Source organism: Pseudomonas paraglycinae (assembly GCF_021601625.1).
GTDB lineage: Bacteria > Pseudomonadota > Gammaproteobacteria > Pseudomonadales > Pseudomonadaceae > Aquipseudomonas > Aquipseudomonas paraglycinae.
In genome coordinates this window covers 42,873-67,269 of the sequence record NZ_BQHR01000018.1, presented here as the reverse complement: position 1 = coordinate 67,269, position 24,397 = coordinate 42,873, and the positions used below count along the sequence as shown (strand labels likewise).

Here is a 24,397-nt window from a genome sequence, read left to right as displayed (position 1 = left end):
CGGCCATGTTCCTCGGTAGAGGGGGCATCCCGGACAGAGTTCCAATCGATTCCTTCGCGGCACGGCGCGTGGAATCAATACCCGGTCATCTCCAGATAGCCCTGCCCGCCCCGGTTGCCGCTCAGGCGCACCGGCCCTTCCCAATACGGAATGCGCAGGTTCATCCAGGCGTCGGGGTTGATTGCATCAAGGGTGATCTGCAGATTTTTTTGCGGAATGTCGATCGACCAGCGCACCGGCATCGAACGGCCGGCGACCTTCGCAGTGTCCTTCGGGGTCAGCTTGATCTGTTCGGCGTGCAGGGTTTCGGTCTGGCCATCGGCGGCAATCCACGTGCCGGTCAGGTACGGCGCCCCTTCCTTCTGGCGCATGCGGTACAGCATGACGTGTTCGCCGCCGTCCAGATGCAGGGAGAACCAGTCCCAGCCCGTCTGGTTGGCGGTCAGCGGCTGGCTGCTCCACTCACGATCAAGCCAGGCCGGGCCGTTGACGGTGTAGGTCTGGCCGTCGATCTGCAGGGTGCCGCTGGCCTGGAAAAACGGCTGACTGTAGTAATACGACGCCTGGCCCTGTTCGGATTTCTGACTGAAACCCTTGTCGCCTTGCAGCACCAGCGGGCGGCTGGAGGTCAGGCGCAATTGGTAGCTGAAGTTTTTATCCCGGGCGCTGAGTTGCAGGTCGGCCAGCGGATCGCTCGCCTGACTGACGAAACGCCAGTCATCAATCCACGCCTCGAACGGCGCCGCACGCACGCCTGCCTGCCCGACGCCGCCACGGGCGTAACGCTCGGCGGCATGGTGGACGCTGGCCGAGGTGACCGCCGCATGCCCGAGCCAGATCGCCTGGTTGGCCCAGCCCGGCTGCGGCGGCGAGGCGTTCAGAGCGCTGCGAAACAACGTCCACTGCACGCCGAAATCGTTGCCCTGCGCATCCTTGAGATTGGCCGTCACGTACCACCATTCGATACGAAAACCGTCATGGGCGCCGTGATCCGCCGGGAAGCTGAACACCCGACCCGGCACCACCGGCGTAAACGCCTGCGCCTGAGCGCCCATCCCGGCAAAGCCCTTCTGCTCCGGTACGGAGTTATCGCAACCACTGAGCAACAACGCCAAAAACACCAGCGCAAACCTAGTCTTCATGAGCAAACGTCCTCAGCAGGTCCGCCGGTTGCGTGCGGTACAGCGAATACAGCGGCCACGCCGAGGCCAGCAACGTCGCCAGCAGCGCCAGCCCCATCAGTTGCAGCAACTGCAATGGAAACACCCGCAGCGGCAGACGCCAGCCGAAGGCCTGAACGTTGATCACCGCGTCCAGACACCACGCCAGGCCGATGCCCAACGGCAAGGCCAGCACCAGCGTCAGCAGCGCCAACAGCCACGTTTGCCCGAGGTTGAGCAGCATCAATTGCCGTCGCGTCACGCCTAGGGCCCACAACGGTGCGAGCTGGCCGAGACGGCTCTGACTCTGGGTCAGCAGGCTGATGAACAGCGCCACGCCGGCGACGGCAAGCGTCAGGCTATTCAGCGCGGCGGTCGCGGCGAAGGTGCGTTCGAAGACTTGCACCGACCAGCCCTTGAGCCGCGCCTGATCGACGATCCGGCTGTCATCAAGCTGGAAGCGTGCCTGCAAGGCCGTGAGCAACGCCGGGATGTTCGGCGGGTCGATGCGCAGGTTGAAGCGGTTTGGCGTCAGCTGTGGCCAGCCGCGCAACAGGTGATTGCTGTTGACCAGCACATGGCCCTTGGGATTGCCGTAGTCGGCGTAGATGCCGACGATGCGCGGCGACCACGACCCGCCCGGCGTGGGAATCGACAGGTGATCGCCCGGCGTCACTTTCAAGCGCCGCGCCAGTTGTTCGCTGAGCATCACCGCATCGTCCTTGGCCAGCGCCGCCCACGGGTCGTCTCCTCGAGATTCGAGCAACGGCCAGTGCTGGCGATAGTGCGGATGATCGATGATCCCGAACACGTCCGCCGGCCAGCCTTGCAGCGTCACAGAGACCTGCCAGTTGGGCATGATCGCGGTGACATTCGCTTGCTGTTTGAGCCAGGTGTACAGCTCCCGCGCCTGCGCCGGGTTGCTCGGGTTCAGATAAAGCTCGGCGGTGAGCCGTTGTTCGAGCCAGTCGTTGAAGGTCTGGCGAAAACCGGCGGTCATGCTGCCGGCACCGATGTTTGCCGCCATCGCCAGCAGCAGCGCCATCAACGCCAGACTCAGCGCCGGCAATTGCTGGCGGCAATCGGCGAGAAACCATTGCCCGAGCACCGATCGGCTGCGACCGAGCAAACCGTTGAGCAACGCACTGAGCAACACCGGAAGCGCCAGCGCGGCGCCGAGCAACAGCCCCGCCATCAACACAAAACCGCTGGCCAGGCTGTTGCCCCACACCAACGCCGCCAGCGCAATCACTGCACAGATACCCGCGACCCAACCCTGACGCCGCAACCAGCGCGCATGTTGCTGATGCCAGGCCTGCGGATCCGCCACCGCCAGCAACGGCAGACGCGCCGCCCGCAGCAGGCTGTTGGCCCCGGCCAGCAACGCGCCGAGCAGACTCAAGCCGATGCCGCTGAACCACCACCACGGACTCAGGCGCAACTGCCCCGCCACTTCCGCGCCGTACAGACCGCGCAGGCTGGCCGCGACGTCCGGCAACAGCACGCTCGCCAACCAGTAACCGCTGACCACACCGAACAACCCGCCGATCAACGCCAACGCGCCGAGTTCGACGATCAGGCAAGCGATCAGCATCCGCGCGCTGACCCCGCAGGCCCTCAAGGTGCGCAGCAATCCCCGACGTTGCTCCAGCGCCAGACCGATAGCCGCGTGGACGATAAACAAACCGACAATGAACGAGAGAAATCCGAGCGCATCGAGGTTGAGGTGGAAGCTTTCGGTCAGTCGCGCAAGGTTGTTTTCCTCGCCACTGCTCTTGAGCTGCAACTGACCTTTGAACGCGGCCGGGATGTCAGCGTGAAAATCCTTTGGCAGCAGCAGGCGTGACAGTTGCTCGGGTTGTTCGAGTACGCGCTGAGCGACGCCAATGTCCACCAGCAGCACGCCGGGGGCCATGTCGGTTTGCGCTCGCAGCGGCGGCAACGTCTGGCCGGTTTCGCTGGCCGGGGTCGCGCCCTCGGCGAGGTTCAACGCCCGCAAGGTTTCGGGAGAAATCCAGGTGCTGCCCGGCGGGCTGAAGAACTCGACGATGCGCTCGATCGGCATCGCCTGTCCGGCCACCGCGCTGTCGCCGGGCAACGACACCGGTTCGATGCCCATCAATTGCAGGCGCTGGTTTTCGTGATTTTTAAGAATCAGGCGCCCTTGCAGCACCGGCGACACCGGCCAGCCCAGACGCCGCAGATCAACGAACCATTGCTGCGGAAACGTCGCGCCGTTTGGCGTACTGAGGCTGGCCTGGGGTTCGCCGCCAATCAACTGGCTGGCCCGGGCGTAACTGTCCCGCGCCTGACTGTTGAGCGCTTCGACCCCGGTCAACAGGCTGGTGGCCAGCCACAAACCGGTCAGCACGCTGAAAAACTGCACCGGATGGCGCCGCCAGTGACTGAGCAGCGCCATCAGCGCGTGGCGGAAAACCTTCACGTCAACCGACCGCTGGACAGCACCACGCGCTCCGCCAGCCGCGCCGCCACGCGCTGACTGTGGGTGACCATCAGCAAAGTGGTCGGGGTGTCGTCGAGCAATTCCAGCAACAGCCGCAGTACTTCGTCGCTGGTGGCTTCGTCGAGGCTGCCGGTGGGCTCGTCGGCCAGCAGCAGCTTCGGTTGCGCGGCCAGCGCCCGGCCGAGCGCGACCCGCTGTTGCTGGCCGCCGGAGAGTTGTTCGGGATAGCGCTTGAGTAACTCGCCCAGCCCCAGGCGCTGCACCAGATGATGCTGCCAGCGCGGATCATGCCGCCCGGCCAGCCGCGCCTGAAACGCCAGGTTGTCCTCGATCCGCAGGCTGCCGATCAGGTTGTACTGCTGGAACACCAGACCGATTTCCGTGCGCCGCCAATTGGCCAGTTGCGCCTCGTTCATGCGATCCAGCCGATGTTCGCCGCTGCTGATGATGCCGCTGTCGACTTTGTCGAGCCCGGCGATCAGGTGCAGCAGCGTGCTCTTGCCGCTGCCCGACTCGCCCATCAGCGCCAGACTGCTGCCGGGCTTGAGCGTCAGGTCGATGCCTTGCAGCACCGGCAACGGCCCTTGCGGGGTGAGGTAGCTTTTGAAGACGTTTTGAACCTGGAGCATGCCGCCATCCGATCGATCCGTGTCGGCCAAGGATAGCGGATACCGACGCGTTACTGACCCACCGCCACACTCGTCGGCGCTTCACCCGGCGTCACGATGCTGTTCAGGTCGATGTGTTTCCACTCGGGTTTGGCCCCCAGCCGCGCGTTGAAGCGGTAGTTGAAGGTGAATTCATCCGCCGTCGCCACGCTCAGCGGTTTGCCGTACACCGCTTCGATTCCCGGCAGGTCGTAGCCCATCAACTGCAACAGGGTCGGGAAGATGTTGTAGTGACTGGAGCGATCCTTGTTCGCCGCCAGTTGCGCCGACCAGTCGAGCGCCTGCAACTGGTCGCCCTGAATCACCACCAGCGGCACCAGCCCTTCTTCCTCCACCGGGTCGCCGCCGCAGTGGGTGTTCAGTCCCGGATTACCGCGCTCGTGCAAATCCTGGCCGTGATCCGAGGTGTAGATCAGCAGCGCGTTGTTCAGATTGGCCTGGGCAAATACCCGCGAAAAGAACTCGCCGACATTCCACAGCACGGTGTTCTTGTAGGCGTTGCGATACAGCACCCAGTCATCCGGCTGGCCGTTGAAGCCGGTGCGCTCGCCGGTGTCGGCGACTTCCGTGAACTGTCCGCGCGGCAAGGTCGGCCGGTAGGCCATAAAGGCGTCCGGGTATTTGTCGTGCACCGGGAAATGCGCGCCGACCTTGTTGATCAGCACCAGCTCCGGTTTATCGTCGTTGAGCAGTTCGATCAGCTTGGCGGCGGCGGCCATGTCGCGGTCGCGCACGCTGGTCTGGTCGAATTGCACGAATTCGTCGATGTCCTTTTTCTCGGCATCGTTCATCAGGTTCTGCAGGTTGCCACCGGTGCGCTGAGCGTCGATGTAGACCGTGCGCATGCCGGCCTTTTTCGCGTATTGCCAGATCGACGGCAGCGTGCTGTTGATCCGCATGTAGTCGGCGCGGGTGCCGCCGTAGCGCAGGGTGATGTTGGTGTCGGCGCTGCAATTGGCGATGGACGCCGCGTAGCCGTAATTGAAGATTTCGACGCCCGGACGGGCCTGCTTGAGGTTGCTGTGCACGCCGAACGGCGCGTTGATGTCCAGGTAATTGCCGGAAATGCTCTCGTCGATGATCAGCACGATGTCGTGGCCGACCGCCGGGCCATTGCGCGCCAGGGTCACCGGCTCACGCGGGCCGACGGTGTTGTGCAGCGCTTCGTAGCCGAACAAATTCAGATAGGCCAGCGGCGTGTACATGATCGGCAACCCGCGTGCACCCTCGCCGGCGCGCACGAACAGCACGGTGCTGAGCAGCAACACACCGCAGAGCGGCGCAGCGATCCGCAAGGCATTGGGTACGGGCATCGCGTGCCGAGGCTTGAGGCCGATTCCGAACAACAGCAGCAAGCCGTTGAGCAGTCCGTGGATGATCGCCCCCCGGTACTGATACACCGCTTCCTGAATGAAGCCGCCGGAATACACCAGCGAGACGAAACTGCTGTAGGTCAGGTAATCGGCGGTCACCCTCGTATAAATATCGAAAAACACCGCCGAAATAAACAGGGTTAATGCGAACAAATGCCGAATGAAAGTCTGACGTATATAGGCTGTTAGTAATAATGCGAAAGTCAGCGTCAAAAACATCGCGCCAAAAAGAAGTACTGCCAGACCAATACCCATCGCATTTAATCGGTCAAGGTAATATTCGAAATAAAGCAACAGATAAATAATTAAAAGCAGTTCTTTCAGATATCGAAACATGGCGATTCCGGGGCGCGTCCGACGAGAGGTTGTCAAGGGTTTGTCGGTCAAAATCTGACACTAGCACCGGGCCATTAAAGCGCAAGAAATGTCGGACATAATCAAAAAGCGTCAAAAAACCGTTGACTCAAATCTGACACACCCAAGTCGTTAAAACCCTTGAAATTCGTGGCCTACGACCGTTTATCGTTTTCTTCGAACCCGTCAAGAACGGGACAAATCCATCTACAGCAAGCACTTGATGGCCTTTCGCCCCCAAAAATGGGGGTGTTATACCCTTGCAACATGTCATTTTGCTGACACGCTTTTCCCACGCTGCGCTATACCCCTTTTGACAGTTCCATTTTCGATCTTCCATCACCGTCTTACGAGGCACGCCAATATGGACGTGAGCGTATTTGGTACGGGCTATGTTGGCCTGATACAAGCAGCCGCACTTGCCGATGTCGGACATCGCGTATTGTGCGTCGATATTGACCCGAACAAGATTAAACAACTGCAACAGGCGGTACCGCCTATTAGCGAACCGGGTCTTTCGGCAACTTTGGAAGAAAACATCAAGGCCGGGCGTTTATTGTTCAGCACCCAGGCCAGCGATGCGGTGGAACATGCCGGGCTGATCTTCATCGCCGTGGGCACGCCGGCCGACGAAGACGGCTCCGCCGACCTCAGCCATGTGCTCAACGTGGCGCGGCAGATCGCCAGCTTCATGGAAGACGATCGCACGTTGATCATCAAATCCACGGTGCCGGTCGGCACGGCGGATCAGGTGCTGCACACCGCTGAAGAAGAACTGCAACGGCGTGGCAAAAGCGCTCTGGCAGTGCGGGTGGTGTCCAACCCCGAATTTCTCAAGGAAGGCAGCGCCCTCGCCGACTGCATGCGGCCGGACCGGATCATCGTCGGCACCCACGATGACCTGGCCCGCGAGCAGATGAGCGAGCTGTACGCGCCGTTCTGCCGCAACCACGAAAAACTGATGTTCATGGACAACCGCAGCGCCGAGCTGACCAAGTACGCAGCCAACGCCATGCTCGCCACCCGCATCAGCTTCATGAACGAGCTGGCCAACCTCACCGAACTACTCGGCGCCGACATCGAAGCGGTGCGCAAGGGCATCGGCTCCGACCCGCGCATCGGCTATCACTTCATCTACCCGGGCTGCGGCTTCGGTGGCTCGTGCTTTCCCAAGGACCTGCGCGCCCTGCTGCACACCGCCGAACACAATGGCATGCCGCTGAAACTGCTGCGCAGCGTAACCGATGTCAACGATGCGCAGCGGCACATCCTGTTCAGCAAACTCAGGGCGCAATTCCCTCAGGGCCTGGCCGGCAAGTCAATCGCGATCTGGGGCCTGGCGTTCAAGCCGAACACCGATGACATGCGCGAAGCCCCCAGCCGCTATCTGATGGAGGCGCTGTGGGCCGAAGGCGCCAGCGTGCAGGCCTACGATCCGGAAGCGATGTCCGAGTGCCGGCGCCTTTACGGTTACCGCAATGACCTGCACCTGTGCGCCACCCGCGACGACACCCTGGAGGATGCCGACGCACTGGTGATCTGCACCGAGTGGAAGAATTTCCGCGTGGTGGATTTCGAGCTGCTGGCCAGCAAGCTGCGCTCGAAAGTCATCATCGACGGACGCAACCTCTACAACCCGGAACAAGTGGCAGCCGCCGGCCTGCACTACAGCGGCATCGGTCTGCGCCACATCGCGCCTGACGGGTTGCGGCCATGAAAATCCTCGTCACCGGTGCGGCCGGGTTCATTGGTGCTCATTGCGTGCTGCGACTGGTGCGCGACGGGCATCAGGTGATCGGCCTGGACAACTTCAACAGCTACTACGACCCGCAGCTCAAGCACGATCGGGTGGACTGGGTGCGCGGGCAAATTGGCGATGTCCAGCTCGCCACGGTTGATCTGGCAGATGCTGCGGCGCTGGAAGCATTGTTCGCGAGCGAGCGGCCGCAAGTCGTGGTTCATCTCGCGGCGCAGGCCGGGGTGCGCTATTCGCTGGAGAATCCACGGGCCTATCTGGACAGCAACCTCGACGGTTTCCTGAACATTCTGGAGTGCTGCCGCCGGCACCCGGTCGAGCACCTGATTTACGCCTCGTCCAGTTCGGTGTACGGCGCCAACCAGCGCACGCCCTACTCGGTGCAGGACGGCGTCAATCACCCGCTGTCACTGTACGCCGCGACCAAGAAAGCCAATGAATTGATGGCCCACAGCTACAGCCACCTGTTCGGCATCCCTTGCACCGGGCTGCGCTTTTTCACGGTCTACGGACCGTGGGGCCGGCCGGACATGTCGCCGATCCAGTTCGCCAAGGCGATCAGCGAAGGCTCGCCACTGAAGCTGTTCAACTACGGCGAGCATCAGCGCGATTTCACCTACATCGACGACATCATCGAAAGCATCGCGCGCCTGATCGAGCGGGCGCCCCGGGCCAATCCCGAGTGGAACCGCGAACAACCCGACCCGGCCAGCAGCATGGCGCCGTGGCGCTTGTTCAACATCGGCGGCCAGCACCCGGTGGCGCTGAAAACCTACCTCGCCCTGCTGGAAAAACACCTCGGTCAGAAAGCCGTGGTCGAGCTGCTGCCGCTGCAGCCGGGCGACGTACTCAATACCTGCGCCGAGGCCAGCGACCTGGCCCAGGCCACCGGGTTTCAGCCCCGGATAGAGCTGGATGAGGGACTGGGGCGGTTCATCGCCTGGTTCCGCGATTACTACCCCACTGCCTATCGCCCACGCGCCGTTCGCGGCTGAACATCAGCGGAGGACTCCATGACTGGACTTGAGAAAGGTGTACCGATCCAACAACTGGTGCGTGACAAACGCATGGATCCGGAACAGCGAATGCGCCTGGACGCGGCAATCCACCGCCAGGGCCAGGGCTGGATGACCGGTCGCGAGGGCGGTCGGCCGTGGCAACTGTCGCGCACCAATCGGGTGGTCGCCTGCCTCGGTGCGCTGACGATTCTGCTGATGATTTCGCCGCTGCTGATCGGTCTGGCGCTGGCCATCAAATTCACCAGCAAGGGCCCGGTGATGTTCGTGCAGAAACGCACCGGTTATCGCGGGCGCAAGTTCGGTATGTACAAGTTCCGGACCATGGTCGCCAACGCCGAAGAGCTCAAGGAGTCGCTGCGTCACCTGAACAAGCACGGTGCCGACGCCATCGACTTCAAGATCGACCAGGATCCGCGCATCACCGGGATCGGTGGCTTCCTGCGGCGTACCAGCCTCGACGAGCTGCCCAACCTGATCAACGTAGTGACCGGCGACATGCGCCTGGTCGGCCCTCGCCCGACCTCGTTCAACGCCTACCGCTACAAGGACAGTCACCTCGCCCGTCTGGCGATCTACCCCGGCATGACCGGCCTGTGGCAGATCTCAGGACGCAGCAACATCGACTTCGACCAGCGCGTTGAGTTGGACCTCAGCTATATCGCCGAGCAGAGCCTTCTGCTTGATCTGAAGATTCTGTTGAAAACCCCCTTCAAAGTATTCAGCGGCCACGGAGCAAGCTAATGGACGGTTCAACCAACAAAAGCCTGAGCATTGCCAGCCCCAGCGAGTCGAACCTGACTTCGACCGTGCTGGACCTGGATCTGCGGATCCTGTTTCTGACCGCCGCCAACCCCGGCGCCGGCACCACCACCAGCGCCCTGGCGCTGGCCAGTCAACTGGCGCAGATGAGCAGCGGCCAGGTGCTGTACGTCGACGCCAGCCAGTCGGCGAGCAACCTGACCCAGCAACTGAACCTGAGCAAGGAGCGCGGCCTGCGCGACCTGCTGTTCAACCCGGACAACCCGCCGCTGCTGCAGGACTGCGTGGTGCAGGTGTCGAGCCTGCCGTTTCATGTGCTGCCCAATGGCCGGCCGATCCGCACTACTGAACACCTGACTGCCGAGCGCCTGAGCCCGCTGCTGGATCAACTGGGCGCTCAGTACCGCTTTGTGGTGATCGATGGCGACGCGGTGTATTCGGCCGCCGACACGTTGGTCATCAGCACCCAGGTCGACGGTGTGGTGTTCGTGGTACGTGCCGAAGACACCCGCTGGGAAGTTGCCCAGGCAGCCGTGCAACGGTTGACCCAGGCCGGGGCCAAAGTGGTCGGCAGCGTGTTCAACCGACGCAAGTACTACATGCCTAAATGGCTCTACAAAAACCTGTAAGCAACCGCAAAGGATGACGCCATGAACGCCAGGATTCTTGTGCTGCTGATGCTGCCGCTTGCAGGCTGCTCGAGCACCTCCGAAACCCAGAACATGCCGGTGAACATTCTCACCGCCACCCCGGCCAACGCCCAGGCCACCGACATGCCGAAGGTCGAGCAGACCCTGCGCCCGCAGGATGTGCTGGACGTGATCTTCCACATCAGCACCAGCGGCTCGGACGCTTACCGCGTGCAGTCGGGTGACCAGATCGGCCTGAACTTCACCGCCGCCAGCCAGCTCAATGGCAACCAGTTGGTACTGCCGGACGGCACCATCGAACTGCCGGGCGCCAACACGTCGGTGAAAATCGCCGGGCTGACCAGCGAAGAAGCGCGCCAGGAAATCCAGCGCGCCTATCAACGCAAACAGTTGTTCCAGCCCAACCGCAATCAGTTGACGGTGCAGATCATCAGCCCGCTGACCAACGAGCAGAACCTGAAAAGCGCCCTCAACCACCCGGCCACCGGCATGAGCCGCGAGATCACCGTCGGCACCGACGGCTACGCGAGCTTCCCGGAAATCGGCGCGGTGCCGCTGCAAGGCATGACCGTCAACCAGCTCGAAGACTTCCTCAACAAAAAGTACGCACAACTGCCGGGCCGCATGACCGTGGACGTGTTGCTCAAGTCCACCGCCGGCAACGAAATCTATGTGCTGGGTGAAGTCGGCCAGCCGGGTTCCTACCCGATCCGCCGGCCGGTGTCGGTGCTTGAGGCGCTGACCCTGGCGCGCGGCACCAACGTCAAGGCGCGGCTCGATTCGGTGGTGATCATGCGGCGCAACGGCAATCAGGTGCAGGCCGTGCGTTACGACGTCGAGAAAGCGTTGTCGGGCGAGGCGCCGCAAATCGCCTACCTGCAACCGGACGACATGCTGTACGTGCCGAAAACCAAACTGGCCAGCGCCGGCGAACTCGCCCGGCAACTGGCCGACGTGGTGCTGTTCCAGGGCGTGGGCTTCAGCTTCGGCTACCGCGTCGACAACAAAGACAGCAACAACAACTGACTCTCAGGTGACCGACCATGAATCCAAAGGAAAACTACCTGCATGAGTTCTTCAGGATCTTCTTCGCCAACAAGCAATTGGTGAAACGGGTCTTCCTGGTCTTTGCAGTGATCGCGCTGGTGCTGCCGCTGCTGCTCAAACAGAGCTTCGATATCACCGCTCAGGTAATCGTGCAGTCGAAAAAACTGTCGCAGGGCGACGCCACCACGTCGCTGACCGTGGACAACGCCACCTTCATCCCGCCATCGCTGGCGGACATGGAAACCGAGAGCAACATCCTGCGTTCGCCGGCGCTGATCCGTCAGACCATCAGCGAACTGCGTGACAAGGGCGAATACACCCCGTCGCCCGGCATGTTCAACAAACTGGTGAGCGAGCCGTTCAAGCGTTACATCAGCTCGCCGCTGCGCCAGTACGTGATCAACCCCGTGCGCAACACCCTGGGGCTTGAAACCGATCCGGTGCGCGACACCGCGCTCGACGCGCTGACCCAGGATGCGATAGACAGCCTGAAAATCGAGACCCTGCCTGGCTCCAACGTGATCTCGATCATCTACAGCTTCCCCGACCCGCATCAAGGCACGACCTTCGTCTCTGCCCTGCTGCAAAACTACCTGGTGAGCCGTCAGGCGCTGCAATCGATCGATTTGCCGCAATCGTTCTACGAAACCAAGAAACACCTGTATCAGGTGCGCCTTGATGGACTGGAAGGCAATCGCCAGGCATTACTTGAAAGTGTCGGCGCGTCGGATCCGAAGGAGGAAATCACTTTCCGCCTCAACGCGATCAACACCGAAGAGCAGGCGCTGAACCTGTATCGCGACCGCCTGCTGCAAAGCCAGCGCTGGCTCGAGTACCTGAAGACCGCGCTGGCTGCCGCCAGTAACAGCAAACTCAACGACTACACCTTCCCCTACACCTTCACCACCACGGTCGACAACGTGGCGTTCGAGGATCGGGAAATCAAACAGATGGGCGAGCAACTGACCACCCAGGTCAGCCGTTACATGAATGATCTGGCGGTGTTCCAGCCGGGCAGTGAACCGATGTTGCTGACCCGCGAGCAGATTGCCCGCACTCGCCAGCAGTTCCTCAAGGTGGTGAGCAACCGTATCCAGGAACGCACCAACGATCTGGCGGTGGTCCAGCAGGTGATCGATCAGAAAACCGCGCGCATCGCCGAGTTCAAGAACCGCATCCACGAGTTGCAGCAAACCCAGAGCAAACTGCGGCAGATGGACACCGAGATCGACGCGCTGCACGCCGCGTTCTCGACCTACGCCCAGCGTTTTGCCGAAAGTAGCACCACCCGTTCGCTGAGCGACGACCTGTCCAACGCCCGGGTCTTGAGCCCACCGTTCGAACCGACCGAACCGGCGTTTCCCAAGCCGATGCTGATCATTCCGTTCGGGCTGTTCACCGGTCTGTTGCTGGCGATTGCACTGGTCTACGTGCGTGAGTTCTTCGATCACCGCTTCAAACATCCGGCGCAAATCAGCCACGAGCTGGGCCTGCCGGTGCTGCTGGTGATCAACGACCAGAACGCGCAACCGAGCAACCCGCACAAGAACTGGACCGTGCCGAGCTTCGTGCACTGGGTGCGCAATTGAACACGTCCTCTACCCCGAACGCCGCCCTGCCGATCATGCATTTGCTCAGCAGCGGTGGCTTCTACGGGGCCGAGCGGATGTTGCTCGATCATTGCCTGGCGACGCCGGGGCAGCACCAGGTGCTGTTCCTCGATGCGCCGCCGGAATTGATCGCGCGCTTTCGCGAGGCCGGCGTCGATGCACAAGGCTGCGCAGGGCTCGGTGCCCTGCTGCGGCACTTGGGTCAGCGGCGCGGTGAACGTCCGTTGATCAATACCCACAATTTCAAAGGCCTGTTGTTCGGCTGGGTCGGCGCCACGCTGTTGCGCCTGCCGCTGGTGATCACTCAACACGGCTTCACCCCGCGCAGCCGCAAGCAGAAGTTCTACACCTGGCTGAGCCTGCAACTGTGCCGCACGGCGTCGGTGGATCGGGTGGTGTGTGTCGCCGAAAGCATCGCGGTGTTGCACCGTCAGGCCAGCGTGCGTGCGGAGAAATTGCAGGTGATTCCCAACGGATTACCGGCAGCCGCCGCGCTGCTTTCCGATGCGCCAAGACAACGCTGGCTCGCCGGTTACGTCGGGCGTTTGAGCAGTGAGAAAGGCCCGGATCTGTTTCTCGACGCGCTGATCCCGCTGTGTCACCAGCACCCGCAACTCGACGCGGTGATGCTCGGCGACGGCCCGGAACGCGAAGACTTGCAGGCACGGATCGACGCCGCCGGTTTGCAGCAGCGCATCCGCTTGCCGGGTTACCAGACCGACATGCGGCACTGGTGGCAGCAACTCGATGCGCTGGTGATCAGCTCGCGCACCGAAGGTACGCCAATGATTCTGCTGGAAGCGATGCAGGCCGGGGTGCCGGTGGTGGCATTTGGCGTCGGCGGGATTCCCGACGTGCTGGAGAACCGTCACAACGGTTTGCTTGCGGCCCCCACCGACAGCGCCGCCCTCGCCCGCCAGCTCGACACCTTGCTGTCCGAGCCTGGCCTGGCACGGCAACTGCGCGACAACGCAAAACGCACGCAACAGGATCGCTACGACCTCAAGGCCCTGGCCGAACGCTGGTCGCAGCTGTACATCCGCACGGCACGGGAGGCACGCGCATGATTTTCCCGCTCTCGATCGTCAGTCTGCTTGGGCTGGCCTGCATTGCTCTGCTGGCCAGCCCCTGGCCCTACCTCGCGCCAGGCGCAGTGCTCGGTCTGGTGGGGTTCGCGGTGTTGTACCGCAAACCGACCTGGGGCCTGCTCGGCATCGTCGCCCTGGTGCCGTTCGAGGGTTTCTTCAAGGACAGTTCACTGTCCGGAAGCAAACTGATCGGCGCTTCGCTGGCGGTGATCCTGATGCTGCAACTGGCGATGCACCAGATTCCCTCGGATCGCCTGCGCAGCAATATCTGGCGCTTTCTGATCGCCTTCATGACCCTGTACTTTCTGAGCCTGCTCAACACTGACGACATGGGCATGTCGCTCGGCCACCTGCGGGAAATCAGCGTCGGCCTGATTCTGTTTGTCATCACCCTGCTGATCGGCCGCGAGCTGAACCTCGACCTGTTTGCCCGACTGGTGACCCTGGCCGTCAGCACCACCTGCGCCATGGCCATGTTCTCCACCAAATTCCAGGATCAGGGCCGCGCCGCCGGCCTGCTCGAAGACCCCAACGCTTTCGCCCTGCTGATCGCCTTCGCCATTCCGCTGGGCCTGCTGCTGGTGATCCGCAGCCCGAACCTGTTGCATCGGCTGTTCTGGGGCGGTTGCTGCCTGCTGTTGCTCGGCGGCATGACCAAGACCGAATCGCGTTCCGGGCTGGTGGTGCTGGCCTTGAGTCTGGTGATCGGTTGCTGGCACTACCGTGCGCAACTGGCGCGGATTCGTCCACGTCACCTCGGTTTTGCCATGCTCGGTGCGGCGATCGTGATTCCGCTGGCGATCTATGCGATGCCTGCCGGCTACATCGCGCGCATCCAGTCCCTCAGCGTGTTGAGCGCAGGCGCCAAAGGGCACAACGATGAATCCCTTGGCCGCCGCGCCTCGTACATCGTGGTCGGCAGCCAGATGATCCGCGAGAACCCGTTGCTCGGCTCCGGCCCCGGCACCTTCCCGCTGCACTACGCCACCACCGGCTATGCGAAGGCGTTTTCCGCCAACCGTAAGATCGGCGACCTGTATCGCCGGGCGCATAACACCTACCTGGAAATCTTCAGCGAACTGGGGGTGCCCGCCGGATTGATGTTCGTCGGCATGCTCGCGCTGGGTCTGTACAACCTGATGCAGGCGCGCAAGGCGTGGATGCTGCGACGTGACTGGCAACAGGCGGATCTGATGACCCACCTGGGGGTGAGTTTTCTGTCGCTGACGCTGTTCCTGATGTTCCTCAGCGCACCGAACCAGAAATACCTGTGGATCATGCTCGCCATGACCAGCGTCTTGCGCCTCAAAGCCGAGCAGGCACCGATGACGGAGGCCAAAGCATGAGCCGGATCAGCATCGTCATCCCGATGTTCAACGAGGCCCGGCACATTGGCCGCACCCTGCTGGCTGCGCAAAAAGCGGCGCACGCGGCGGATGTCGAGTGTGAACTGATCGTGGTCGACAACGGATCGAGCGACGAAGGCCCGCAGATCGCCCGGCAGTTCGGCGCCCACGTACTGGTGATGCCAGGCCTGCTGATCGGCGCGTTGCGCAATCGTGGGACCGCCATCGCCACCGGGGAATGGCTGGCGTTCATCGATGCCGACATCGAAATGCCGGAAGACTGGTTGCACCCATTGTTCGACATCGAAGCCAGTGGCCAGGCCGATGTCTTCGGTCTCGACCTGCACACCCCCGCCGCCGCGCCGTGGTACGCCACCGCCTGGCAGCGCCGGACCTTGCGCCCGACCACCCACACCAGCCACGTCGTCGACTGGCTGCCCAGTGCCAACCTGCTGATGCGTCGGCGCTGGTTCGACAAGGTCGGCGGTTTCAACGAAACCCTGCGCACCGGCGAAGACAAGGAGTTCACCTTGCGCCTGAGAGAACACGGCGCGCGACTGCTCTCGATCAATGAAAGCGTGGCTCTGCACTGGGGCTACGAAATGAACTGGCGCGAGTGGATGGGCAAGGAACTGTGGCGTCAGGGCAGTCATCTGCAATTGCTGCGCAGCCACGGTTTCAGCCTGCGCCTGTTGCGGTTTCCGATGCTGTCGATCTTCGTCTGGATTCTCGATTTCCTGGCGATATCCGCGCTGCTCGACGGCTTTCCCCATCACGCCGCGATCATGGTGATGCTGACGCTGGTGCCGGGGCTGGTGCTCAGCGTGCGCCAGAGCGCCAAGCACCACAACGTCTGCCTGACCCTGCAACTGTGGGGCCTGCACTGGCTGCGCCTGCACCTGGCGGGCGCCGCGTTCATTCTCAGTCTGTGTCATTGGAACGCCAGGAGGCCTGCCCGTGGCTGAATTCATTTTCTGGATGTGCCTGCTGCTGCCGGCCTACGCCTATGTCGGCTACCCGCTGCTGCTGACGCTGCTCGCGCCGCTGTTCCCGGCGTGGCGCCACAGCCCGGCACCGCCGCTGAACGTCAGCATCGTCATCGCCGCCCACAACGAAGCGCGACACATCGAACACAAGCTGCGCTCGCTGCTGTCCCAGGATTATCAGCCGGCGACCCTGCAAATCATTCTGGCCAGCGACGGTTCCACCGACGCCACCGTGGCCTGCGCACACAAGGTCGTCGACCCGCGAATCACCGTGCTCGACCTGCCTCGCCAGGGCAAGGCCGCCACCCTGAATGCCGGCGCGGCGCTGGCCACGGGCGACATTCTGGTGTTCACCGACGCTGACAACCAATGGTCGCGGGAAACCCTCGGCTACCTGCTGGCGCCCCTGAGCGACCCACAGGTCGGCGCCTGTGCCGGACACATGGTGATTCCAGTCACCGGCGGTGGCTTGAGCATCGGCGACAGCCTTTATCGGCACTACGAGGGCTGGTTGCGTCGGGTCGAGAACCGTACCGGTTGCATGGTCTCCGCCGACGGCGCCCTGCTGGCCCTGCGCCGCGAACTGTTCGAGAACGTGCCGGCCGAGGTCAACGACGACTTCTTCATCAGCACCTGCGCCCCGGTGAAATTCAAACGGATCGTCTACGTGCCCGAAGCGCAGGTGATCGACCACGGCGTCGACGAAGCCGACAAGCAATTCCGCCGGCGCCAGCGGGTCACCGTCGGCGGCCTGCAAAGTCTGGCGCAACGCAGTGCACTGCTCAATCCGTTGAAGCATGGGCTGTATTCGATTGCGTTGATCAGCCACAAGTTGATCCGTCGCCTGGCGCCGATCCTGTTGCTGCCGCTGCTGCTGAGCAATTTCTGGCTGTGGGAAGAGCACGATTTCTATCGCCTGAGCCTGATCGCGCAATTGATCGGCTACGCCATCGCGATTGCCGGCCTGCTGGATTCACAACACCGCTTGCCCAAGCCGTTCCGCCTTGCGGCATTCCTGCTGGTGACACTGGCGGGCATGAGCATCGGCTTGTGGCAGTTCCTGCGCGGCCAGCGTTATGCCCAATGGAACCCTGACCAAAACCGTTGAGAGGGATCGAGCCATGGCGATCAAGCAACTGATTAAACGCACCAGCGGCTGGCTCTATCTCAACTCGTCCGTGGGGCGAAACCAGCTGCACGGCGCCGGCGTGATACTGATGCTCCACCGGGTGCTGTCCAACGACCGCGCCGCCGACCTGCCGCACCGCAACGAACTGTGCGTCGGGCCCAAGGCCTTCGAACACTTGCTGGTGTGGCTGCGCAAGCATTTCGATTGCGTGCCGCTGATGGAGATCCTGCAACCCAATGCCTTGCGCACCGAGCGTCCGCAAGTGGCATTGACCTTCGACGACGGCTGGCGCGACAACGCCGCCAATGCCTTTCCGTTGCTGCAGAAACATCAGGTGCCGGCGAGCATTTTTCTTTCCACCGATTTCATCGGCAGCCGTCAGCGTTTCTGGTGGGAAAGCATCGGTGAAACCCTGTGGGGCAGTCATGGTGAAAAAGCCCGCACGCACCTGATCGAATGCCTGCGTGCCGCCGGCCAGCCGTTGCCAGTGCTGCTGGACGACATCGATGTGGATCGCCGCAGTCTGACCCTGTTGCATTATCTGCAAAGCCTCAAGGCGCTCGATCCGAAGATACTCGAACGCCTGACCGACGAGTGTCCGCAGGAGTCGTTGCCACAAGCGCTGGACTGGCATCAGGTGCGGGCGATGGAAGCGTCGGGGCTGGTGCGTTTCGGCCCCCACGGCGCCAGTCACGCCATCCTCACCGGCCTTGACGATGTGCGTCTGGGCGAAGAACTCAGCCGCAGCCGCGATGCCCTGAACAACGGCTGCAACCGGCCGTTGCCGGTGTATTGCTATCCCAACGGGGACAACGATGAGCGGGTGCGCGAGCAGATCGCCAATCACGATTACCCGTTTGCGCTGGGCACCGGCAGCGGCATCTATCGCGGTACCGGTGATCCGCTGAATCTGCCACGCTTCGGCGTCAGCCAGCGTACCGCGCGCAATCCGGAGCTGCTGTCGTGGCGGATCTATCGCGGGGCGCGGCCATGAGTCGAAGCAGCTACCTCAAGCATCTGGCGCTGAGCATGGGCACCAAACTGGCGATGATCGCCCTGCGCCTGCTGAGGAATGTGCTGCTGGCGCGGATTCTCGGCCCCAGCGAACGGGGCCTGTTCGCCCTGCTCAGCACCCTGCCGGATCTGATCAGCGCCGCCACCAGCGGCGGATTGAATTCCGCCGTGGGTTATCAGGCAGCCAAGCAGCGGCCGATGGGCTTGTTGCTCGCCCAAGTGCTGGTGTTCGGCTGTTTGCTGGCGGGTCTGCTGACCTTGCTGGTGGTGGCGCTGGTACGCGAGTTCGGCAGTGAACTGGACGTGACCCTGCAACTCGGTCTTCTGGCGTGGCTGTTGCTGCTGGCGGTGCCGTTGACCGTGCTCAAAAGTGGTCTGCTGACCTTGCACAATGCGTCCGGCGGCGTGGTCGCGTTCAATGCCTTGCGGCTGGTGGAATCCCTGGCGCCGCTGTTGCTGTTTCTCGCGTTGTTCTGGATGTGGAAAGAAGCGGCCCTCGAAGCCGCGCTGATCAGTTGGCTGGCCGGCATCAGCCTCGTAGTGATGGTTGGCTGGCTGTGGCTCAAACGCGCGCAGCCGTTGCAACTGCAATGGGATCGCGCCAGCCAGAACGAACTGCTGCGCTTCAGTGCCCGCAGTCACCCGGATCTGCTGTTCCAGCAAGTGATCCTGCGTTCCGATTACCTGTTCATCGGCGCCCTGCTCGGCAGCACCGCCCTGGGGCATTACGCGATGGCCAGCGCCGCCGCTGAATTGCTGCTGATCGTTCCGGAAGCGGTGACCACGCCGCTGATGAAACGCCTGCTGCAACAGGACGAAGGCATGGACAAAGTCACCCCGCTGGCACTGCGCCTGACCGCTACGGTGATGCTCGGCGCCTGCCTGACCATGGCCGTGATCGGCGAATGGCTGATCGTCACTCTGTTCGGCGTCGCCTACCAGCCAGCGTATCCGGCGCTGCTGGCGTTACTGCCGGGGCTGCTGGGCCTGTGCTACGCCAGCATCCTGCGCCTGGACCTGATCGGCAAGAATCGCCCCGGCACGGTGTCGCTGCTGATGGGGATCGGCGCGCTGCTCAATCTTGCGCTGAACCTGCTGCTGATTCCGGCCTACGGCATCGTCGGTGCAGCGGCAGCGTCGTCGATTGCCTATCTGGCGGTGACCGTGGCGATGCTGGTGTTGTACTGCCGGTTGAGCGGCGTGGCGTTCTGGCAAACCCTGATCATTCTGCCCAGCGACCTCACGCCGATGTGGCTGATGTTGCAGCGTCGGAAGGCAGCATGAAAGGCCTGGCCCTGCTGTTCGGACTTGGCCTGTCGCTGGACGCCTTCGCGGCGTCGATGCGCTGGGGCGACATTCGTGACGGCAGCCTGTACCTGCAAGCCGATCGCCCCGACACGGTGACCGTGCGCTGGGCACCGGCGTGGCAGGCGGAGGCCAACGAAGAGCACATTTACCTGCTCGACGGCCGGGGCCAATTGCAGGGCGAGCGCTTCATCAAGGCCAGTGAAACCCGTGGCAGTCAGAGCTGGCCATTGGCGCCGCGGGCCGCGAGTTATCAGCTGGAAATCCCCGGCTACAGCTTCCGCAGTTACCGGGTCGAGCACGACGAAAACACCGTGGCGCTGTTTGCCCCGGCCAAGGTGCATTTCAGTGCGGAAACCCGTAACGGCGATGAACTGTATTTCAAGGTCGCCGCGGGTGAGCACGCGATATTGGCGGGCAAGTTTCACGGCGGGGTCAGCGCCCTGCAAGCGCAGCGGGTCGGCGATGGACAACCACTGTCCTTGGCGCTGAAACCCTATCGCGCTTACTGGCAGTTCGATCAGGTGGCGTTGCCGGTCAGCGAACGCGAACAGGTCTGGCGCCTGCGTCTGCAAGGCAGCGGCAAAGCGGCGTTCTGGCTCGACGGTACGGCCAATCTGTTCGCACAGACCCCGCAACAGCTCAAGCCACTGCGTGAAGACGACGGCCAGACGCGCCTGACCCTGCACGACAAAGTCCTCGGCCGCACCCCGGATCTGGGCATCGCCCTGCCCTACGTGATGCCGCCGCCCGCCAGCCATCCGCTGCTCGATGCGCTGAAACCGACGGCCGCCAGTTACTACAGCTTTGTCGACGTGACGGCGAGACAACCGCACTTCGAAGATGCGTTTCGCCAGGTCTATCAGGATCGCTTCGGCATTCGCCAGGACATCACCTTGCTCGCCGGCAGCCAGCGACAGGCCGATCTGCGCGCCGACGTGCAAAGCAACAACGGCCTCGACGCCTGGCTCGCCGGCACCCGTGCATTGGGCGGCAAAGGCACGCACTACATCGGGTTTGCCGACGAGCCCAACCTGAATTATTCGAGTTACGAGCAATACCGTTCGATCTTCACCAGCATGGCCCGGCAGGTGCGCAGCGATCCGGCGAATGGCAAGGCCGGTGTGCGCATTGCGATGCCGGCCAGTTCGCGATTGGTCAACGGCCCGTTCGCCGACAACGCATCGAACAAGCGTGGCATCGACTGGGCCCGGCGCCTGCTCGGTGAGTCCGCCGATCAGGTCGATGCGCTGGCCTGGCACGAATGGATGATTCGCGACCTGCTCGCCACCCGCGTGTACCGCGACAGCGTGCGCCGCGCGGCGGAACTGGTCGGCCTCGATGCCAGGGGCCAGCCGCGCAAGGCCTTGCTGCTGGATCAGACCAACCTCTCAAGCGGATCAAGCCTGAGCCCCTACGATCAGGAAACCCATTTCACCTCGCTGTGGTGGGCCTCGGTGGTAATCAACGCCTCCCAGGACGGGTTGCTGACCATGCTCAACTGGTTTCAGGCCGCCGATGAGCCGCAGTACCCCAAAGGCATGTTGCGGGTGCTGGGCGATGACCGCTTCGAGTTGAAACCGGTGGGCATGGCCCAGCAGTTCATCCAGCAACACTGGCTGCACAACGTGCTGTGGCTGGAGAACGACGCGTTCGAAGTCGATGTGCTGGCGATGGCCGGCGACGATCAGCGCGGGCTGCTCGGCGTGAACAAAGGCACGCGTTTGCAGCATGTCGATCTGGCGGGCGCGAAATGTCCATTGAACAACGGCGCGCTGCGCTACTTCGGCGCCGACAACCGCAGCCGCGACGCGCCGTTTCGCTGTCAGGACGGCCGCGTGCGCTTCGAGCTGCCGGGACAGACCCTGTTTGCCCTGCGCTGGAGCGCCTCATGACCGCCCTGTTGATGTCCGGCCGCGCTGGCCTCTGGCCGCGCGATGACTCGTCATCAGGAGCAACGACCATGAACATGCTGCGCAAACTGACTGAAAACCTACGGCAGAAAGGACTCACTGCCACCGTGAAAAAGGTCTGGAAACACTACGTCTTTTCTCATCAGGAACTGCTGTGGATGGAGCGCGACCTGGTCAGCCCGGTGCCGCCCCACAGCCTCAAACCCTACCCGCCCCTGCGGGTGGTGAAGATCACCCCGGACAACGTCAGCGCCTTCGCCCGCCACTTCGGTGACCGGGTCGGCACCATGGCCGAGCTGGCCCGGGAGAATCACACCGGGCACATGCACCTGGACGATCAGGGCCATGCGGTGGCGTTCATCTGGGGCAGCGCCCGGGACTACTTCGACCGTCACTACTACGGCTGCATGTTCCCGGTGAAACCCGGCGAGTTCTTCGAGTTCGGCGGCGAACTGACCCGCTCGTACTGGGGCACCGAACTGTCGGTGGATCTGCAACTGGAACTGTGGAAAGCCATGGCCGCCCAGGGCTGTGACAAGGTCGTGGACGTCTGCGAGTTCCACAACATCCCGGCGCTCAAGCTGCACTTGCGCATGGGCTATACCGAACAGGGCCGGATCATGAACATCTACAAACTGTTCGGTCGCTGGCGCTTCTACCGCGAAACCCGCTACAGCGGATCGCGCCTGGAGGCGCTGCGCAAACCTTCCCGTCCACCTGTCACAGCAACGGCGACCTGAGCCTATGGCGCGATTCGAATGGCGCACCTCGTTGTGCGCACCTGACTTCCCGGCGGCGGCCTATGAAGCGCTGCGCCTGCGGGTGACGGATCACACGCCGTTCAACAGCCTCGACTGGCTGTGTGCGGCAGAGCAGGCGCTCGATGCACACGAGCAGCTGCATGTATTGCTGGGTTGGGAAGCAGACGAATTGCGCCTGTGCCTGCCACTGGTGGCGAGCCGTGAACGATTTTTCGGATTGCCGTTTCGGGTGGTGCATCACCTGGGTTATCCGCTGGCCGATCGCCTGGCGTTGTTATCACAGCTGAACGCCGACGACATGCGCCAAGCCCTGCGGCTGATTCGCCAGCGAGTGCCCCACGCCCTGCTGCAACTCAATGAAATCACCGAGCCGGTCGGTGCCGAAAGCGTGCTCACCGAATGGATGGTCCACAGCTCCACCGGCGAACGTCGCTTGAGCTGCCGGGTGCCGGTGCACCTGATCAGCGAGGCTGACCGCCAGGAAGTCTCGGGCGACCCGCGCTACAAACTGCGCCGGGCGCGCAAACGGATTGCCGCGTGCGGCGCCGAAGTCCGGCGGATCACGCCCGACGCGACCAGCATGGGCCCGTTGCTGCAGGTCATCAGCGAAGTCGAAGCGGTCAGTTGGAAAGGCGACGAAGGCGTCGGAATCTTTGCCAGCGACCGCAGCCGCCGCTGCATGGAAAACGCCTTCACCGCCCTCGCCGCTTCGGGCCGGGTGCGCGGGGTGATGCTGGAACTCAACGGACGTTGCATCAGCTATCGACTCGGTCTGTTCGAACAGGGCCGGCTCTACGATTACAACCTCGCCTTCCTGCCGCAATACGCCGACCTTGGCAGCGGCCGGGTGTTGCTGGAGGAATGGATTCGCTGGGGGCTGGATGACAACTGGCACTGGATCGATGCCTCGCGGGTCAGCCTGGAAAACTCCAGCCATCAACTGCACGAACGCATGACCGGGCAACTGGAACACTGGCGCTGGAGCTTCTACTCGTGGCGCCCGAGCGGCCTGTTGCTGGGGCTGGGGCTGCGCGTCTGGCACCGGATCAAGCCTGCGTTGCAACAATGGCGGGCGAAGCGTGCGGCGGCCAAAGCGGCGGTCATTGCGACACCTGTGATCAACCCCAGCAAGGAGGGCGAACATGCCTCGCCAAGTCATAGTCAACGCTGACGATTTCGGCCTGAGCCCGAACGAAAACGCGGTGATCCTCGGTGCGTTCCAGGCCGGGGTCATCAGTTCCGCCACCGCCATGGCCAACATGCCGGCGTTCGAAGCAGCCTGCGCCATGGCCCGGCTGCCGCTGCTGGAAGGCCGGATCGGTCTGCACTTCAACCTGACCTACGGCCGGCCCCTGAGCCGGGCCATTCTCGAGCGTCGCACCTTCTGCGACAGCCACGGCGTGTTCGACCTCAGCCTGGCGCGCCACAGCCTGTGGCTGGGCCGGGAAGATCGCGAAGCGGTGCAAGAAGAATTGCAGGCGCAGTGGCAGCGCTGCGTCGATCACGGCGTGCGTCCCAGCCACCTCGATTCGCATCAGCACGTGCACAACATCTGGCCGATCGGCGAGATCGTCGCGCGCTTCGCTGCCCATCAAGGTGTGCCGGTGCGCCTGGCGCGCAACCTGGGGCAAAACCTCAGCCTGCCCAAACGCGTGTTCAAGGGCTTGCTCAACCGTCGTTTACAGGGACTGGCCGGGGTCACTGCCGATTACGTCTGCACCCCGGTGGACCTGCGCAACGCTCCCGCGCCGACCGACGGCGTGCTGGAAATCGTCGCCCATCCGAATCAGCTCGGTGCGGATTTCGGTGACGCCTATCTGCAACCCGGAGAGTCCCTGAGCCGCGTGCTAGAGCTGCGGCTGGCGGGGGTTCCACGGGTTTCCTATACCGATCTGAACAAGGATTTTTTGCGGGGTGCCGAGGCGATCTGAGCCGTTACACAACTTGCAATACATTCAAAGCTGGCGCTTTGACATGAACTTGCAGGGCTGATCT

20 protein-coding genes are annotated in these 24,397 nt (G+C 62.8%); 16 read left to right on the top strand and 4 right to left on the bottom strand.

The window, feature by feature from the left end; translation table 11 throughout:
- Positions 1-74: 74 nt before the first annotated feature.
- From L6D82_RS23365 to L6D82_RS23350, 4 genes are read right to left on the bottom strand one after another with little or no spacing between them, the layout of a single operon-like run.
- Positions 75-1,142, bottom strand: a complete 1,068-nt coding sequence (locus tag L6D82_RS23365; RefSeq protein WP_236191753.1) for a lipocalin-like domain-containing protein — start codon at positions 1,140-1,142, stop codon at positions 75-77.
- Positions 1,132-3,603 (bottom strand): ABC transporter permease, encoded by a 2,472-nt coding sequence (locus L6D82_RS23360; protein WP_236191752.1) that lies wholly within the window; start codon positions 3,601-3,603, stop codon positions 1,132-1,134. Before L6D82_RS23360 ends, L6D82_RS23365 begins: the two co-directional genes overlap by 11 nt.
- Positions 3,600-4,253 carry an ABC transporter ATP-binding protein gene (locus L6D82_RS23355; RefSeq protein WP_102718586.1) on the bottom strand — a complete coding sequence of 218 codons (654 nt, stop codon included), beginning with the start codon at positions 4,251-4,253 and terminating at the stop codon, positions 3,600-3,602. Before L6D82_RS23355 ends, L6D82_RS23360 begins: the two co-directional genes overlap by 4 nt.
- A gap of 50 nt (positions 4,254-4,303) precedes the next feature.
- On the bottom strand, positions 4,304-6,001 hold the full coding sequence (locus L6D82_RS23350; RefSeq protein WP_236191751.1) for a sulfatase-like hydrolase/transferase: 1,698 nt from the start codon (positions 5,999-6,001) through the stop codon (positions 4,304-4,306).
- Positions 6,002-6,383: 382 nt separating this feature from the next.
- On the opposite strand from L6D82_RS23350, the gene L6D82_RS23345 reads away from it, so the two are divergent.
- The 16 genes from L6D82_RS23345 (at position 6,384) to L6D82_RS23270 (ending at position 24,333) form a co-directional block, all read left to right on the top strand.
- A complete protein-coding gene (locus tag L6D82_RS23345) occupies positions 6,384-7,736 on the top strand; it encodes a UDP-glucose dehydrogenase family protein (protein ID WP_236191750.1) in 1,353 nt (450 codons plus the stop codon).
- Positions 7,733-8,770 (top strand): NAD-dependent epimerase/dehydratase family protein, encoded by a 1,038-nt coding sequence (locus tag L6D82_RS23340; RefSeq protein ID WP_236191749.1) that lies wholly within the window; start codon positions 7,733-7,735, stop codon positions 8,768-8,770. The genes L6D82_RS23345 and L6D82_RS23340 overlap by 4 nt, the downstream gene beginning before the upstream one ends.
- Before the next feature lie 18 nt (positions 8,771-8,788).
- The gene (locus L6D82_RS23335; protein WP_085748434.1) at positions 8,789-9,535 is read left to right on the top strand and encodes a sugar transferase; all 747 of its coding nucleotides are present in this window, start codon (positions 8,789-8,791) and stop codon (positions 9,533-9,535) included.
- Positions 9,535-10,182, top strand: coding sequence for a CpsD/CapB family tyrosine-protein kinase (locus L6D82_RS23330; protein WP_011333467.1), 648 nt, complete (start codon positions 9,535-9,537; stop codon positions 10,180-10,182). The genes L6D82_RS23335 and L6D82_RS23330 overlap by 1 nt, the downstream gene beginning before the upstream one ends.
- A 21-nt stretch (positions 10,183-10,203) precedes the next feature.
- Positions 10,204-11,229 (top strand): polysaccharide biosynthesis/export family protein, encoded by a 1,026-nt coding sequence (locus L6D82_RS23325; protein WP_236191748.1) that lies wholly within the window; start codon positions 10,204-10,206, stop codon positions 11,227-11,229.
- Positions 11,230-11,246: 17 nt separating this feature from the next.
- Entirely contained in the window at positions 11,247-12,839 is a 1,593-nt protein-coding gene (locus tag L6D82_RS23320; RefSeq protein ID WP_236191747.1) for a GumC family protein, read from the top strand.
- 35 nt (positions 12,840-12,874) lie between these two features.
- Entirely contained in the window at positions 12,875-13,927 is a 1,053-nt protein-coding gene (locus L6D82_RS23315; protein ID WP_371857365.1) for a glycosyltransferase family 4 protein, read from the top strand.
- Positions 13,924-15,294, top strand: a complete 1,371-nt coding sequence (locus L6D82_RS23310; RefSeq protein ID WP_102688543.1) for an O-antigen ligase family protein — start codon at positions 13,924-13,926, stop codon at positions 15,292-15,294. The genes L6D82_RS23315 and L6D82_RS23310 overlap by 4 nt, the downstream gene beginning before the upstream one ends.
- Positions 15,291-16,259, top strand: coding sequence for a glycosyltransferase (locus L6D82_RS23305; protein ID WP_102688542.1), 969 nt, complete (start codon positions 15,291-15,293; stop codon positions 16,257-16,259). Before L6D82_RS23310 ends, L6D82_RS23305 begins: the two co-directional genes overlap by 4 nt.
- Positions 16,252-17,388, top strand: a complete 1,137-nt coding sequence (locus L6D82_RS23300; protein ID WP_102688541.1) for a glycosyltransferase — start codon at positions 16,252-16,254, stop codon at positions 17,386-17,388. The genes L6D82_RS23305 and L6D82_RS23300 overlap by 8 nt, the downstream gene beginning before the upstream one ends.
- A gap of 13 nt (positions 17,389-17,401) precedes the next feature.
- Entirely contained in the window at positions 17,402-18,403 is a 1,002-nt protein-coding gene (locus tag L6D82_RS23295; protein ID WP_236191745.1) for a polysaccharide deacetylase family protein, read from the top strand.
- Positions 18,400-19,707 carry a lipopolysaccharide biosynthesis protein gene (locus L6D82_RS23290; protein ID WP_236191744.1) on the top strand — a complete coding sequence of 436 codons (1,308 nt, stop codon included), beginning with the start codon at positions 18,400-18,402 and terminating at the stop codon, positions 19,705-19,707. Before L6D82_RS23295 ends, L6D82_RS23290 begins: the two co-directional genes overlap by 4 nt.
- The gene (locus L6D82_RS23285) at positions 19,704-21,623 is read left to right on the top strand and encodes a hypothetical protein (protein WP_236191743.1); all 1,920 of its coding nucleotides are present in this window, start codon (positions 19,704-19,706) and stop codon (positions 21,621-21,623) included. The genes L6D82_RS23290 and L6D82_RS23285 overlap by 4 nt, the downstream gene beginning before the upstream one ends.
- A 68-nt stretch (positions 21,624-21,691) precedes the next feature.
- Positions 21,692-22,381, top strand: coding sequence for a GNAT family N-acetyltransferase (locus L6D82_RS23280; RefSeq protein ID WP_134020852.1), 690 nt, complete (start codon positions 21,692-21,694; stop codon positions 22,379-22,381).
- Between the two features lie 4 nt (positions 22,382-22,385).
- Positions 22,386-23,573 (top strand): GNAT family N-acetyltransferase, encoded by a 1,188-nt coding sequence (locus L6D82_RS23275; protein ID WP_236191742.1) that lies wholly within the window; start codon positions 22,386-22,388, stop codon positions 23,571-23,573.
- Positions 23,545-24,333, top strand: coding sequence for a ChbG/HpnK family deacetylase (locus tag L6D82_RS23270; RefSeq protein ID WP_236191741.1), 789 nt, complete (start codon positions 23,545-23,547; stop codon positions 24,331-24,333). Before L6D82_RS23275 ends, L6D82_RS23270 begins: the two co-directional genes overlap by 29 nt.
- The last annotated feature ends 64 nt before the right edge of the window (positions 24,334-24,397 follow it).

What these genes read in the sequence shown, in the direction of transcription:
- L6D82_RS23365 (WP_236191753.1), bottom strand. Translation starts at nt 1,142, where the DNA reads ATGAAGACTAGGTTTGCGCTGGTGTTTTTGGCGTTGTTGCTCAGTGGT.
- L6D82_RS23355 (WP_102718586.1), bottom strand. Translation starts at nt 4,253, where the DNA reads ATGCTCCAGGTTCAAAACGTCTTCAAAAGCTACCTCACCCCGCAAGGG.
- L6D82_RS23350 (WP_236191751.1), bottom strand. Translation starts at nt 6,001, where the DNA reads ATGTTTCGATATCTGAAAGAACTGCTTTTAATTATTTATCTGTTGCTT.
- L6D82_RS23345 (WP_236191750.1), top strand. Translation starts at nt 6,384, where the DNA reads ATGGACGTGAGCGTATTTGGTACGGGCTATGTTGGCCTGATACAAGCA.
- L6D82_RS23340 (WP_236191749.1), top strand. Translation starts at nt 7,733, where the DNA reads ATGAAAATCCTCGTCACCGGTGCGGCCGGGTTCATTGGTGCTCATTGC.
- L6D82_RS23335 (WP_085748434.1), top strand. Translation starts at nt 8,789, where the DNA reads ATGACTGGACTTGAGAAAGGTGTACCGATCCAACAACTGGTGCGTGAC.
- L6D82_RS23330 (WP_011333467.1), top strand. Translation starts at nt 9,535, where the DNA reads ATGGACGGTTCAACCAACAAAAGCCTGAGCATTGCCAGCCCCAGCGAG.
- L6D82_RS23325 (WP_236191748.1), top strand. Translation starts at nt 10,204, where the DNA reads ATGAACGCCAGGATTCTTGTGCTGCTGATGCTGCCGCTTGCAGGCTGC.
- L6D82_RS23320 (WP_236191747.1), top strand. Translation starts at nt 11,247, where the DNA reads ATGAATCCAAAGGAAAACTACCTGCATGAGTTCTTCAGGATCTTCTTC.
- L6D82_RS23315 (WP_371857365.1), top strand. Translation starts at nt 12,875, where the DNA reads ATGCATTTGCTCAGCAGCGGTGGCTTCTACGGGGCCGAGCGGATGTTG.
- L6D82_RS23310 (WP_102688543.1), top strand. Translation starts at nt 13,924, where the DNA reads ATGATTTTCCCGCTCTCGATCGTCAGTCTGCTTGGGCTGGCCTGCATT.
- L6D82_RS23305 (WP_102688542.1), top strand. Translation starts at nt 15,291, where the DNA reads ATGAGCCGGATCAGCATCGTCATCCCGATGTTCAACGAGGCCCGGCAC.
- L6D82_RS23295 (WP_236191745.1), top strand. Translation starts at nt 17,402, where the DNA reads ATGGCGATCAAGCAACTGATTAAACGCACCAGCGGCTGGCTCTATCTC.
- L6D82_RS23290 (WP_236191744.1), top strand. Translation starts at nt 18,400, where the DNA reads ATGAGTCGAAGCAGCTACCTCAAGCATCTGGCGCTGAGCATGGGCACC.
- L6D82_RS23285 (WP_236191743.1), top strand. Translation starts at nt 19,704, where the DNA reads ATGAAAGGCCTGGCCCTGCTGTTCGGACTTGGCCTGTCGCTGGACGCC.
- L6D82_RS23280 (WP_134020852.1), top strand. Translation starts at nt 21,692, where the DNA reads ATGAACATGCTGCGCAAACTGACTGAAAACCTACGGCAGAAAGGACTC.
- L6D82_RS23275 (WP_236191742.1), top strand. Translation starts at nt 22,386, where the DNA reads ATGGCGCGATTCGAATGGCGCACCTCGTTGTGCGCACCTGACTTCCCG.
- L6D82_RS23270 (WP_236191741.1), top strand. Translation starts at nt 23,545, where the DNA reads ATGCCTCGCCAAGTCATAGTCAACGCTGACGATTTCGGCCTGAGCCCG.